This window comes from Aurantimonas coralicida DSM 14790 (genome assembly GCF_000421645.1).
Classification (GTDB): domain Bacteria; phylum Pseudomonadota; class Alphaproteobacteria; order Rhizobiales; family Rhizobiaceae; genus Aurantimonas; species Aurantimonas coralicida.
The window spans coordinates 96850-109731 of record NZ_ATXK01000008.1 but is presented as its reverse complement, the minus strand read 5'-3'; the positions used below and the strand labels follow the sequence as shown (position 1 = coordinate 109731).

Here is a 12882-nt window from a genome sequence, read left to right as displayed (position 1 = left end):
CCACGATGATCGACCCGTTCCTGCTCGGCATTCTCGGGCTTTTGCTGCTGTTGTTCCTGATCGCCGTGCGGGTGCCCATCGCCTACACGATGATCCTGGTGGGCATGGCCGGCACGGCGATCCAGTCGGGCTCGACAGTGCTCCTGTACCAGCTCAAGGACCTCGCCTACGCGCAGTTCTCGAACTACGATCTGTCGGTGCTGCCGATGTTCATCCTGATGGGTGGGCTGGCGTCGCGCTGCGGCCTCTCGCGCGATCTCTTCCGTGCCGCCAATGCCTGGCTCGGGCGCTTCCATGGCGGTGTCGCCATGGCGGCGGTCGCGGCCTGCGCCGGCTTCGGCGCGTTGTCCGGCTCGTCCACAGCGACGGCCTCGACCATGGGGCAGGTCGCGCTGCCGGAACTGCGCCGCTACAAGTTCTCGCCGTCGCTCGCCACCGGCACGATCGCCGCCGGCGGCACGCTCGGCATCCTGATCCCGCCCTCGGTCGTGCTCATCGTCTACGCCATCATCGTGGAGACCAACATCGTCACGATGTTCGCCGCCGCGCTGATCCCGGGCATCCTGGCGATGCTGATGTTCATGGCGACGATCGCCATCTATGTCCGCTTCGTCCCCGGCTCGGGTCCGGTGGGTGAGGCGGTGCCGCGCCAGGAACTGGTCGCGGCGAGCATCGCGGTGATCCCGGTCGCCATCATCTTCGGCGTGGTCATTGGCGGCATCTATGCCGGCGTCTACAGCCCGACGGCGGCGGCCGCGATCGGCGTCTTTCTCGTCGGCATCTACGGCTTCGGACTCGGACGGCTGAACTGGGGCAGCTTCGTCGAGGCGCTGCTGGAGACGGCGCGCACCAGCGGCATGATTTTCCTGATCCTCTTGGGCGCCGAACTCCTGAAGATCTTCATGGCCCGGGCCGGCGTGCCGCAGGCCGCCGCCGGCTTCCTGCAGGAGAGCGGCCTCGCGCCATTCCAGATCCTTGCCCTGATCATCGTGGCGTTCCTGATCTTCGGCTGCCTGATGGACAGCCTGTCCATGGTGATTCTGGCGATCCCGTTCTTCTGGCCCGTCGTCGCCGGGCTGGATTTCGGGCTCGGCCCCGAGGAGACCAAGATCTGGTTCGGCATCATCATCCTGGTGGTGGTGGAACTCGGATTGATCACGCCACCGGTGGGGCTGAACGTCTTCATCATCAACTCGCTCGCCCCGGACGTGCCGATGCGCGAGACCTTCAAGGGCGTGATGCCGTTCTTCGGATCGGAAATCGTGCGGGTGCTGCTGCTGATCGCCTTCCCGGCGATCTCGCTACTGCTGCCGCGCCTGCTGCAATAGGCAGAGCTGACGGCTGCGGGGACGGGCGAGCAGTCGCGTTCCCGACCGAGCCGGGAACGCGTGCCGTCGGTTGGTCAGGCGCTTTCGACGCTCTGCTCGATGGCGCCGAAGATCGAATGCCGGCGCTCGTCCAGCATCTCGATGCGGACGGTGTCGCCGAAGCCGAGAAACGGCGTGTCCGGATCGCCACCGCCGGCTGCCTCGGCGCGGCGAAGGCCGGCGAGGCTGGAATGGCCGGAACCGCCCGCCTCGATCGAGGCGCCCTGGCCGCCTTCCGGCTGGTCGGCGACCGCGCCCGAGCCGACGATCGTGCCGGCCGCCAGCCGGCGGGTCCGCGCTGCCCCAGCGATCAGCGCCGGGAAATCGAAACGCGTGCCGATGCCCGCATCGACCCGGCCCAGCGGCTTGCCGTTCAGGTCGACGCAGAGCGTGCCGCTGAGCCGGCCGCCGTCCCATGCGTCGCCGAGTTCGTCCGGCGTCACGGCGACGGGGGAGAAGGCCGGGCTCGCCGTGCCAGGACGCCCATCGGTCCCCACGGGTGAATCGGGCGAGCCGCGCAGCGCGACGGCATTGACCAGCATGACCAGACGGATCGCCTCACGTGCTTCCGCGGGCCCCGCGCCCATCGGCACGTCCCCGGTGATCACCGCGATGCCGCCGGCCAGATCGATGCCCCATGCCTCGTCGGCGGCGAGGATCGGCTCGCGCGGGCCGAGGATCGCATCCGACGCGCCCTGGTGGAGCGCTGGCCCGTCATCGGGCCCGGCAGCCTCCGTCGCCGCCTCGATCCATTGACAGGCGCGGGGCAGGGGGCTGGCCGCATCGTGCTCGTGGAAACGTTCGGCCGGCACCGCCCCGGTTTCGAGGCTCTGGGCTAGCGTCGCCAGATGCGGCGCGACGCGCGCCCAGTCGTCAAGCGCCGCCTGCAGGGTCCGGGCGAGGAACGCGGCGTCGGTCATCTGCGTGAGATCGCGCGAGACGACGACGAGGCGGCCATCGCGGCTGCCATCCTTGATGGTTGCAAGTTTCATGCGTCGGGGATCCTCCTCAAGAGGCTGCCGCAGCACCTGCTCCGGCAAGCCGGCCGGTTCCCGGACTCCACCTGCCGGGCCCTGGCGACGTCAAGCCTAGCACGCATGCGGGAATGTGGGGCGGGTTTCGCGTCGGCTCCCTACCGGTCTCAACCGGGCGCCGAGCGCGGCCGGCGGCGGGACGGCGGGGGCGGCCGAACTCGACAGCGGACGGGGGATGCCATACGGATCGCCCATCGGCTTTGCGCCGCGAAACCCCGACGAGCCACGGATCCGCGTGCGTCCCTTCAGATGCCCGGGCCTTTCGAGAGACGAACATGCTGCATACGGTTTCCGCCTTCGACCGCATCGGCGAGGAGAACGCCTTCGCGGTGCTCGCACGTGCCACCGCCCTTGCCAATTCGGGCCGCGACATCATCAATCTGGGCATCGGCCAGCCGGATTTCCGTACGCCGGAGCACATCGTCGAGGCGGCCATCAAGGCGCTGCGCGACGGCCATCACGGCTACACGCCGGCCAATGGCCTGATCGCGACCCGCGAGGCCGTGGTGCGGCGGACGCTGGCGACGACCGGCATCGAGGTCTCGCCGGAATCGGTGATGATCCTGCCGGGCGGCAAGCCGACCATGTATGCGGCGATCCTGATGTTCGGCGAGCCGGGGGCCGAGATCCTCTATCCCGATCCGGGCTTTCCGATCTATCGCTCGATGATCGAGTTCACCGGCGCGACGCCGGTGCCGGTGCCGGTGCGCGAGGAGAACGGCTTCGCCTTCTCGGCCGAGGAGACGCTGTCCCTGATCACGCCGAAGACGCGGCTCCTGATCCTCAACTCGCCGGCCAACCCGACCGGCGGCGTGACCCCGCGCGCCGAGATCGAGAAGCTGGTGAAGGGCCTCGCCGACCATCCGGACGTGGCGATCATGTCGGACGAGATCTACGACGTGATGACCTATGACGGCGAGGCGCATTGCTCGCTCCTGACCTTCCCGGAGATTCGCGACCGGCTGATCGTCCTGAATGGCTGGTCGAAGACCTGGGCGATGACCGGCTGGCGCATGGGCTGGTCGATCTGGCCCGATGTGCTGATGGACAAGATCCGCAAGCTGGCGGTCAATTGCTGGTCCTGCGTCAACGCCCCGAGCCAGTTCGCCGGCATCGCCGCGATCGACGGGCCGCAGGACGACGTCGAGACGATGATGCGGGCTTTCGACCGGCGCCGCAAGGTGGTGGTAGAGGGCCTGAACGCGCTGCCGGGCGTCTCCTGCGCGACGCCCAAGGGCGCGTTCTACGCCTTCCCGAACATCTCGCAGACCGGCTGGAAGGCCAAGAAGCTGGCCTCGGCCCTTCTGGAGGAGGCCGGCGTCGCGCTGATCGGCGGGCCGGATTTCGGCATTCTTGGCGAGGGCTATGTGCGGCTGTCCTACGCCAATTCGGAGGAGAACATCGTGCGGGCGCTCGAGCGCGTCGACGGGTTCCTGCGCTCGCATTCGGCGCCTGCCTGACAGCGGCGGACCATGGATATGCCGGGAAATCCGGGTGCGGTGGTTTAACTCTCGGGCCGACTGATTAGGTTGGAGAGCTTACCCCGAACACCAGGAGACGGCATGTCCGATCAGAACGACAACGAGAACGGCATCCAGGGTGTCATGGTGGAGAAGCTGGAGGGCGTTTCGCAGCTCCCCGACGGCAATGTCGCCCTGATCATCCGCAATGGCGACGCGCCCATTGGCCTCGTCTTCACGCCCCAGGACGCGCAGGACGCGGCGAAGCTTCTGGCTTCGGTGCATCCCGAAGACGGCGCACCGAACGGCGACGCCGCCTGAGGCAGGATCTATCGATGGCGGGTGGCGCGCAGCCATCCGCCATTTTTCGTTTCGGGCGGTCTGTTGGCCGTGACGACCGGCAACGCCGCGTTCGCGCCAACGCCCGCCCGGTGGCGGCCCGAGATCAGTCGGTCGGAGGCAGGGCCTCGGCCCAGGAGACGATCCGAGCGGCGAGGTCGTCGGTGGTCTGCGGCGACACGATATCACCCGCCAGGACGTGGCTCGCCGGATCGCCGCTCGCCGGCACCTCCACCACTTCGCGCGGACCCTGCCAGCGTTCCATGACCGCCTCCGTCGCGGCGGGATCGACGATCCGGTCGTTCGGCGAAAACAGCGTGAGGACCGGAAGCGCGATGCCGGAGATGTCGGCCCGCAGGGTTTCGCGCACCAGCGCCGCCATCGGGACCAGCGCGCCGATGGGATAGCGCGTCGTCCAGTTCTCCGCCTGCGGATCGTTCAGCGGATCGAAGCCGCGGGTCTCGCCGCCGACCAGCGGCAGGAGATCGCGCGCCCAGGGCAGGTCCAGCGCAAAGGCCCAGCGGTCGAGCAGGCCGAAATTCGGCGAGATCAGCACCAGTCCCGCCACATCCTCCATCAGGCCCGGCTGCGTCGCCCCGAAGGTGGCCAGCGTGCCGCCGGTCGAGGTGCCGATGACGATGACCCGGTTGCCGATCTCGCGGCCGATGGCGACCGCTTCGGCCAGATCGTTGAGCCAGGCGTTGACGTCGGCCTGTTCCATCGCGGCGCCGTCGCGGCCATGGCCGGTAAGGCGGGTGTAGAAGAGGTTCGCGCCCAAGGATGCCGCGACCTTGTCGGCGAGCGGCCGGGTCTCTCCCTTGGCGGCGGAGAAGCCGTGCGCATAGACGATCGAGACCGGCGTGCGGGCGCGCGAGGCCGGATAGGCCCAGACGATCTCCTTCTGCGCGTTCGGGCGCAGATTGGGAATGTCCGCCTCGGTGCGCGCGAGGTAGGCGTCGGCATCGGCGCCGATGGCGGCGGGATCGAAGCGGATCGTCGTTTCCACCGGTTCGCGCGGTCCGAACAGCCAGACGGCTGCACCGGCCAGCAGCAGGACGATAACGAGAGCGATAAGCGTTTTCCAGAGCAAGGGCAGCGTCCGTTCGGCGGTGGCAGGCGTGGCTTCGTCTATCGCGTCTGGTGCCGGCGTGAAACCGTCGGGATCGTCGCTCCCGTGCCGGCGTTCAGCCGCGGCTGTCGCCGGCTTCGACCAGCCGCCGGATCAGCGCGCCGACCATCAGGTCGAGATGGGCACCGCCGCCATTCTTGTAGGCGGTGATGGCGTCGGGCGAGGACCGGCCGGCGGTTCCGGCGCACAAATCGTGCAGGTCGCCCAGGACGTCGTCGGCGGTGATGGTGCCGGCGTCGAGCGGGATCTGGATCTCGCCGATATGGCCGAAGGTCGTGCGGCGGGAATCGACGAAGAGTTCGGCGCGCTGGAGCAGCGTGTCGTCGGCCTCGCGCATGTCGGGCCGGAAGGCGCCGATCAGATCGACATGGGTGCCGGGGCTCAGCCACTCGCCCTTCAGGAACGGCTCTTTCGACAGGGTGGCGGTGGAGACGATGTCGGCGGCAGCGACCGCCTCGGCCAGCTCGGTCGCGACCGTCACCGGAATGGCGTTATCGGCGTATTCCGCCGCAAGCGCCTCGGCCTTGTCGGTGCTGCGGTTCCACAGGATGATTTGCTCGAGGTCGGGAAAGAGCTCGCCATAGGCCGGAATCAGCGTGCGGGCGACCGTGCCGGCGCCGCAGATCAACAGCCGCCGCGAACCGGGGCGGGCCAGCAGCCTGGCGCCGAGGACGGAATCGCCGGCGGTCTTCCATTTGGTAACGAGGATGCCGTCGACGAGAGCCGTGGGCGCGCCGCTGTCCTCGTCAAAAAGCAGCATGCCGCCCTGCACGGACGGCAGCGGCGGGTCGCGGCGCGGATTGTCCGGATAGACGGTCACCGATTTCAGCGCGATGCCGAGGCCTTCGATCCAGGCGCCGCGATTGAGCAGGCTGCGCCCATCGCGCGACAGCAGCATGTCGCCGATCTCGGCCTGCGGCAGGCGATGCGCCTCGCGGATCGCCTCGGTCACCGCCGTCCAGGTCAGGAGATGATCCGCCTCTGCGCTGCCAATGATCCTCATCGCGGCGCGTCCCCGGCGACCATGCTGGTGGGGGCCGGCGTGTGGTGCTCCCTTGCCAGCGCCTCGACCGATTCTATCGCCGGCGTCTGGACCATCCGCGTCGCATAGGGCGTAAAGCCGTGCTTGCGGTACAGCGGCAGGGCGGCGGGATGATCGAGCGTGTTGGTCTCGATGGTCAGGCGTTCGGCGCCTTCCGAAAAGCCGGTGACGATTGCCTTGGACACCAGATGATCGGCAAGGCCGCGACCGCGAAAGGCCGGCATGATGCCGAGATGGACGATGCGGGCCGATTTCAGCGACCGGCGCATTTCCAGTTCGAACCAGCCGGCGACGATGTCGTCGGCCAGGAGCACGAAGATGCGGGTCGCCTCGTCGTGGATTTCCCGGTCGAGGCGGTCGTCCGGCAGGATCCGCGACGTCCAGTGATGCGGGTCGCCGACGCTGCGATAAAGCGTGCGATAGGCATCGAGCGCAATGTCGCGGATTTCGCGAAAGCTCAACTCCGTGTCGGAAGCGGGCGGCGAGGCCACCCGCTCGGGCGGCTGACGCAGTTCCAGGCTGGTGACCGTGGTCGTCAACAGGCGCATGGGGATCACGGTCCGGTCACGACCGGTGTGTCGGTCGCGCCGCCCCATTCCGTCCAGGAGCCGTCATAGAGCCGGTGCTGCCTGCTGCCGAGGGTTTCCAGCGCCAGGTTGAGCACGGCGGCGGTCACGCCCGAGCCGCAGCTCGTCACCACCGGAGCATCGGGATCGACGCCTGCCGCGGCGAAGGCGGCGCGCAGTTCCTCGGGCGATTTCAGCCGGCCGTTCTCGGCAAGCTGCAGGAAGGGCAGGTTGCGGGCGCCGGGCATGTGGCCGGCGCGAACGCCCGGGCGCGGCTCGGCGGCTTCGCCGGCAAAGCGGTCGGCCGGGCGCGCATCCACCACCTGCAGCGCGCCGTCGTCGACGATCCGGCGCATCTCGTCGAGGGTCGCGACGGCATCGGCGTCGAAGCTGGCCTCGAAGGTCGCGGGCTCGGGCGAGACCTTGCCGGTTTCGACCGGGTGATTGCCGGCCCGCCAGGCCGGAAAGCCGCCGTCGAGAATGCGCACGTCCTTTGCGCCATAGGTCCGGAACATCCACCAGACGCGCGGCGCGGAAAACAGGCCCATGCCGTCATAGACGACGATGGTGTCGGTCTCGCGGATGCCGAGCCTGCCGACGGCTGCGCCGAAATCGGCGGCCGAGGGCAAGGTGTGCGGCAGCGACGAGGCCGGATCGACGATCGCGTCCTGATCGAAGAACACCGCGCCGGGAATGTGGGCTGTCTCGAATTCGGGCTCGGCCAGACGCTTCTGCGCCGGCAGATACCAGGAGGCGTCGACGACCGAGAGCCCCGGCTTGCCGAGATGGCCGGCGAGCTCGTCGGGAGAGATCAGGAAGGGGTTCTGGCTCATGCGCCGCCTCGATCATGCACTGGTGCCACGGAGTGCCGCGGCCAACGGATGGCGCAGTAGATCGCACCCGTTCCCGTCGCGGCAAGGGCAGTTACGGGTTTCAGGCGGGCAGGGGGCCGAAGCGGATGCGGAAGCGCCGGTTGACCTTGCCCTTCTTCTCGATCTTGCCGATGTGGATCTCGCCGACTTCGCCGGTTTCCAGGACATGGGTGCCGCCGCAGGGCTGGGTGTCCACCGACCCTTCGTCGCCGACGCAGACCAGGCGGATCCGCCCGGTGCCGCGGGGCGGCTTGACGTTGGCCGACTTCACCAGGCCCGGATTGGCGTCGAGTTCGGCATCGCTGATCCAGCGGGTGAAGACCGGATGGTTGGCCTCCACCAGTTCCATCAGGCCGGCGGTGACCTCGGCCTTGTCCGGCGCGCCGTCGGGAATGTCGAAATCGACCCGGCTCTCGTCCTCGCCGACCGCCGCGCCGGTGATCGGAAACGGACAGACGACCGTCAGGAGATGGCAGGCCGTGTGCATGCGCATCAGCTTGTAGCGGCGCTTCCAGTCGACATGCAGCACCAGGGTCTCGCCGGGCTGCGGCAGGGTCGGCTCGTCCTCGACCAGCATCAGGATGGTGGACTTGTCGGCGGCGTAGACCGTGTCGACGATCTTCACCTGGCGGCCGTCGGCCGTCTCGACGAAACCGGTATCGCCCGGCTGGCCGCCACCGGCCGCGAAGAAATTGGTGCGCGCGAAGACGAGGCCGGGGCGCCCGTCGGCGGTGGTCTCGACGCGCAGCAGTTCGGCTTCCATCGTCGATAGATAGGAATCGTCCTGGTAGACGCGCTCGGTTCCGGCCTCGGACATGGTCAGTCCACCGGCTCGAAGGGCACGTCGAATTGCGGCGTGCGCTCGATCCACTGCGGCACCGGCAGGCCCTTGTCGCGCAGGAAGGCCGGGTTGAACATCTTCGACTGGTAGCGATTGCCGTAGTCGCACAGGATGGTCACGATGGTGTGGCCGGGGCCCATCTCCTTCGCCATGCGGATGGCGCCGGCGATGTTGATGCCCGACGAGCCGCCAAGGCAGAGCCCTTCCTCGGTGATCAGGTCGAAGACGATGCGCAGGGCCTCGTCATCGGGGATCTGGTAGGCGAAGTCCGGCTCGAAGCCTTCAAGATTGGCGGTGATGCGGCCCTGGCCGATGCCCTCGGTGATGGACGAGCCTTCCGACTTGAACTCGCCGGTCGTGTAGTAGCTGTAGAGCGCTGCGCCCATCGGATCGGCGATACCGAACTTGATCTGACCGGAGCGGCGCTTCAGGCCCATGGCGGTGCCGGCGAGAGTGCCGCCGGTGCCGACGGCGCAGATGAAGCCGTCGATCTCGCCGCCGGTGCCGTGCCAGATCTCCTCGGCGGTGGTGACCACATGGCCGTCGCGATTGGCGAGATTGTCGAACTGGTTCGCCCAGATCGCGCCCTGCGGATGGGTCCTGGCCAGCTGTTCGGCGAGGCGGCCGGAGACCTTCACGTAATTGTTCGGGTTCTTGTAGGGGACCGCCGGCACTTCGATGAGCTCGGCGCCCATCAGGCGCAGCGCGTCCTTCTTTTCCTCGCTCTGGGTCTCGGGGATGACGATCACAGTGCGATAGCCGAGCGCGTCGGCGACCAGCGACAGGCCGATGCCCGTATTGCCCGCGGTGCCTTCGACGATGATGCCGCCGGGCTCCAGGAGACCCTTCTCCTCGGCGTCGCGGATGATGAACAGCCCGGCGCGGTCCTTGACCGACTGGCCGGGGTTCAGGAATTCGGCCTTGCCGTAGATCTCGCAGCCCGTCGCTTCCGATGCCTTGTGCAGTCGGATGAGCGGCGTGTTGCCGATGGCGTCGAGGACGGAATTGTATCGGGACATCTGGGACCTGATTGGCGGGATGCGGAATGCTGCCGCGAAACTATGACCGGTGGGTGGGGGTGGCAAGGCAATGATTGCCGTGACGGGAAACTTGTCTGCCGCCGCGCACCGGGAATCACTGGCCGCCTGCCGAGGCGGCGACCGAATCGGTAACGGCGGGGACGGCGGCGTCCGGTCGGCTCAGCCCTTCACTTCGCCATAGGCGTCGAGCGCCCGCTTGCGCGCCGTCCCGTGGTCGACGATCGGCTTCGGATAGGTCTTGCCCAGTTCCACCCCGGCCTCGGCCAGGGTGTCGGCATCGGCCTCCCAGGGCGCGTGCAGGGCCTTGTCCGGCAGATCGGCGAGTTCGGGCACGAAACGGCGAATATAGTCGCCGTCGCCATCGAAGCGCTGGCTCTGTGTGACCGGATTGAAGACCCGAAAATAGGGCTGGGCGTCGGCGCCGCTGCCGCCGATCCACTGCCACTGGGCGGTGTTCGAGGCGATGTCGCCATCGACCAGCGTATCCCAGAACCAGCGCTCGCCCTCGCGCCAGTCGATCAGCAGGTCCTTGGTGAGGAAGGAGCCGACGATCATCCGCACGCGGTTGTGCATCCAACCGCATTCCCAGAGCTGGCGCATGCCGGCATCGACGATGGGGTAGCCGGTGAGGCCCTTCTGCCAGGCCCGCAGCTCGGACTCGGCGCTGCGCCAGGGGAAGGCGTCGAAACGCTCATTGTAGTTCTGCGTCGCGAGCGGCCCGAAATTGTGGAGCAGGTGATAGTTGAAGTCGCGCCAGACCAGTTCCTTCTTGAAGGTCTTCAGCGCGTCGCCCGGAATGGTCTTGCGCCGGTTCGCATAGGCTTCCGCCGTGTGCCAGAGCCGATAGGGCGAGATTTCGCCCCAGCGCAGATGCGGCGACATGCGCGAGGTGGCGTCGTCCCCCGGACGGTCCCGCCCGTTAGGATAATCGTCCAGCCATTCGTCGCAGAATTCCTCAAAGCGCTCATGCGCGGCGGCTTCGCCGACCTCCCAGAACGCGGCGATGCCGCCGGACCAGTCAGGGCGCGTCGGTAGCAGGCCCCAGTCCTCCAGCCTGTCCGAGCGGGGCTGATCGTCGAGCGCTGCGAGCTTGTCCGGCGGGTCGATCGGATCGCGGGGTTCGCGCTCGGCGAGGTTCTTCCAGAACGGCGTATAGACCTTGTACCAGCCGCCGGTCTTGGTGCGCACCTTGTCGGGGTCGTGCAGGATGTTGGCGGTGAAGCGCTGCACCTCGACATCGCCGCCCAGCGCCTGCTCGACGGCGTCATCGACGGCGCGCGAGGCCTGGTCGTAGCGCCGGTTCATCAGAAGCGTCGTGGCGCCGGTCGATTCGACGATGTCGACGACATGGTCGCGCGCCTTGCCGCGGCGCAGGATCAACGGCGCCCCCTTGTCGGCGAGATCCTTGCCGAAGCGCTTCAGCGAATGATGCAGCCACCATTTGTGCGCCCCGCCCAGGGGCCGCACGCCGTCGCTCTCCTCGTCGAGAACAACAAGCGGCACGACCGGGCGTCCGCTGTCGGCGGCTTCGGCCAGGGCCGGGTTGTCGTCGAGCCTGAGATCGTCCCGAAGCCAGACGACGATCGGTTCGATCTGTGATGTCTGCGTCATGAATGCTGCCTACGCTTGTCCCGACGTGATCCGGTCGGCCCGGTATGGGGCACCATGTGTCGCGAAAGCGCGGAGAGGCGAGGGCGGTGCGACCAAACGGGCCGAATCGCGGCAGCGCGTGTTGCGTCCGGCAGAAGGCAAACAGGGCGCTGAAACGAAGAAAGCCGCCGGTCGCGAGACCGACGGCTTTCAAGAAACTGGCTCCCCGAGCAGGGCTCGAACCTGCGACAATTCGATTAACAGTCGAACGCTCTACCAACTGAGCTATCGGGGAATGACGCGTCCAACGCGTTGGCGTGCCTATAGCAAAGCGATTGCGCATTTGCCAACCCGTCCGGGCAAAAAAACGCATCGCAGCATGGCGGAAAAACCGACAGGGCGGCAAAGGCTTGTGCGGACGGGGCGCCGCGCCCATTTCGCAGCGCAGGTGACGGGCCACAAGGAATGCCGCAGGTCATGGACGAACAGCAGGACGTGCCCGATGCCGGCGGCCACGACGAAGCGTCGGTCCGCAAGGCGCACCGTATTGCGGTGATGGGGCGCGACATGCCGCTGCCCGCCTCGCGCGGCCTGCGGATCGCCACGGGCGCCGCGCTGGTCCTGGGCGGCACCGTCGGCTTCCTGCCGATCGTCGGCTTCTGGATGATTCCCGTCGGCCTTCTGGTGCTGTCGGTCGATCTCGGCCCGGTGCGGCGGTGGCGCCGCCGCACGGCGGTGCGCTGGGGCCGCTGGCGCGCAACCCGCCGCAACTGAGCGAGCGGTTGTCGGCCCGTCAGCGCAGCCGCGTCGGCCGCCACACCACGATATTCGGACGGCGGTCCCGATCGAGCTCCCTGGCCTCGACCTCGCAATCGCGTTCGCGGCATTCGCGGCAGCGAAACGCCAGCTTTTCCAGCGGGCCTGCTGGATCGGCGGCCATGGCCAGGTCCACCGCCAGGAACGAGGCGGCATGGCCGCATTTGCGGCATGTGGCGGTGACCAGCATGCCGCGGCGTGCGGCTTCGCCGAGGGTCCCCGATCGTGGTCTGCTGGTATCGCTCATGCCCGCTAGATGGAACGAAGCATGAACATCGTCAACGGAAAAAAGGGCGCTGCCGCAAGTCCGGCAGCGCCCCGCGGGCGACGGGAGCTGGGAGGATGCTCCGGTGCCGATTACAGGCCGTTGGCGACCGGCTGATAGGCCAGCGGCGTGACGGTCGTGCGGGTGGCGGGCGCGAATCGCGCCGCGTCACGGGCGGTCTGCGGTGCGGCCGTGCGTTCGGTGCGGGTCACGCGGCGAGCGTCGCTGCGAACCGCATCGTTGCGGTCGGCCGCGGCGCGCTGGCCGGACTGGAACTCGCCGTAGAAATGGCCATAGCCGACGTCGCCGGTGGAGGCGAGCTGGGCCGAGGCCGGAGCGGCGAAGGCGAGGGATGCCGCGAGGCCTGCGGCGAGGAGCGAAAGCGTCTTCATGGCAATGGTCCCTTGGTTTGGGGCTCCGGCGGACTGCGCTTGGCAGCATCCGAAAACCCGCTAATGATGCGATGCATCAGACCTATTGTTGGAACGCTCCCGGTGGTAGATGGCGGAATTGCAACTCGT

Annotated in this window: 14 protein-coding genes and 1 tRNA gene; 4 read left to right on the top strand and 11 right to left on the bottom strand. The window is 68.0% G+C overall.

Features of this window, described 5'->3' with window-relative positions; all coding sequences use genetic code 11:
* The first annotated feature begins 5 nt into the window (after positions 1-5).
* Positions 6-1328 (top strand): TRAP transporter large permease, encoded by a 1323-nt coding sequence (locus tag H536_RS0116240; protein WP_024351478.1) that lies wholly within the window; start codon positions 6-8, stop codon positions 1326-1328.
* A gap of 74 nt (positions 1329-1402) precedes the next feature.
* Here H536_RS0116240 and H536_RS0116235 read toward each other — a convergent pair whose 3' ends face one another.
* Positions 1403-2359 carry a fumarylacetoacetate hydrolase family protein gene (locus H536_RS0116235; protein WP_024351477.1) on the bottom strand — a complete coding sequence of 319 codons (957 nt, stop codon included), beginning with the start codon at positions 2357-2359 and terminating at the stop codon, positions 1403-1405.
* Between the two features lie 317 nt (positions 2360-2676).
* Between H536_RS0116235 and H536_RS0116230 the strand changes: the two genes are divergently transcribed.
* Together H536_RS0116230 and H536_RS0116225 are read left to right on the top strand one after the other, a co-directional pair.
* On the top strand, positions 2677-3861 hold the full coding sequence (locus tag H536_RS0116230; RefSeq protein WP_024351476.1) for a pyridoxal phosphate-dependent aminotransferase: 1185 nt from the start codon (positions 2677-2679) through the stop codon (positions 3859-3861).
* A 102-nt stretch (positions 3862-3963) separates the two neighbouring features.
* Positions 3964-4182 (top strand): hypothetical protein, encoded by a 219-nt coding sequence (locus H536_RS0116225; protein ID WP_024351475.1) that lies wholly within the window; start codon positions 3964-3966, stop codon positions 4180-4182.
* Positions 4183-4306: 124 nt separating this feature from the next.
* Here H536_RS0116225 and H536_RS0116220 read toward each other — a convergent pair whose 3' ends face one another.
* From H536_RS0116220 to H536_RS0116185, 8 genes are all read right to left on the bottom strand, one after another.
* Entirely contained in the window at positions 4307-5290 is a 984-nt protein-coding gene (locus H536_RS0116220) for an alpha/beta hydrolase (protein WP_024351474.1), read from the bottom strand.
* Between the two features lie 94 nt (positions 5291-5384).
* A complete protein-coding gene (locus H536_RS0116215) occupies positions 5385-6332 on the bottom strand; it encodes an ornithine cyclodeaminase family protein (RefSeq protein WP_024351473.1) in 948 nt (315 codons plus the stop codon).
* Positions 6329-6919 (bottom strand): GNAT family N-acetyltransferase, encoded by a 591-nt coding sequence (locus tag H536_RS0116210; protein WP_024351472.1) that lies wholly within the window; start codon positions 6917-6919, stop codon positions 6329-6331. Before H536_RS0116210 ends, H536_RS0116215 begins: the two co-directional genes overlap by 4 nt.
* Positions 6920-6924: 5 nt before the next feature.
* Positions 6925-7770, bottom strand: coding sequence for a 3-mercaptopyruvate sulfurtransferase (gene sseA / locus H536_RS0116205; protein ID WP_024351471.1), 846 nt, complete (start codon positions 7768-7770; stop codon positions 6925-6927).
* 100 nt (positions 7771-7870) lie between these two features.
* On the bottom strand, positions 7871-8626 hold the full coding sequence (locus H536_RS0116200) for an alanyl-tRNA editing protein (protein ID WP_024351470.1): 756 nt from the start codon (positions 8624-8626) through the stop codon (positions 7871-7873).
* A gap of 2 nt (positions 8627-8628) precedes the next feature.
* The gene (locus H536_RS0116195; RefSeq protein WP_009209252.1) at positions 8629-9669 is read right to left on the bottom strand and encodes a cysteine synthase A; all 1041 of its coding nucleotides are present in this window, start codon (positions 9667-9669) and stop codon (positions 8629-8631) included.
* Between the two features lie 180 nt (positions 9670-9849).
* Positions 9850-11301: a cryptochrome/photolyase family protein gene (locus H536_RS0116190; RefSeq protein ID WP_024351469.1), complete on the bottom strand. Its 1452-nt coding sequence runs from the start codon at positions 11299-11301 to the stop codon at positions 9850-9852.
* Positions 11302-11499: 198 nt separating this feature from the next.
* Positions 11500-11575 (bottom strand) — tRNA-Asn (locus tag H536_RS0116185).
* 182 nt (positions 11576-11757) lie between these two features.
* Here H536_RS0116185 and H536_RS0116180 point away from each other — a divergent pair.
* Positions 11758-12054 carry a hypothetical protein gene (locus tag H536_RS0116180; RefSeq protein ID WP_024351468.1) on the top strand — a complete coding sequence of 99 codons (297 nt, stop codon included), beginning with the start codon at positions 11758-11760 and terminating at the stop codon, positions 12052-12054.
* A gap of 19 nt (positions 12055-12073) precedes the next feature.
* On the opposite strand, the gene H536_RS0116175 is transcribed toward H536_RS0116180, so the two are convergent.
* Positions 12074-12343 carry a hypothetical protein gene (locus tag H536_RS0116175; RefSeq protein ID WP_148233775.1) on the bottom strand — a complete coding sequence of 90 codons (270 nt, stop codon included), beginning with the start codon at positions 12341-12343 and terminating at the stop codon, positions 12074-12076.
* A 110-nt stretch (positions 12344-12453) separates the two neighbouring features.
* A complete protein-coding gene (locus H536_RS0116170; protein ID WP_024351466.1) occupies positions 12454-12753 on the bottom strand; it encodes a hypothetical protein in 300 nt (99 codons plus the stop codon).
* Positions 12754-12882: the final 129 nt, after the last annotated feature.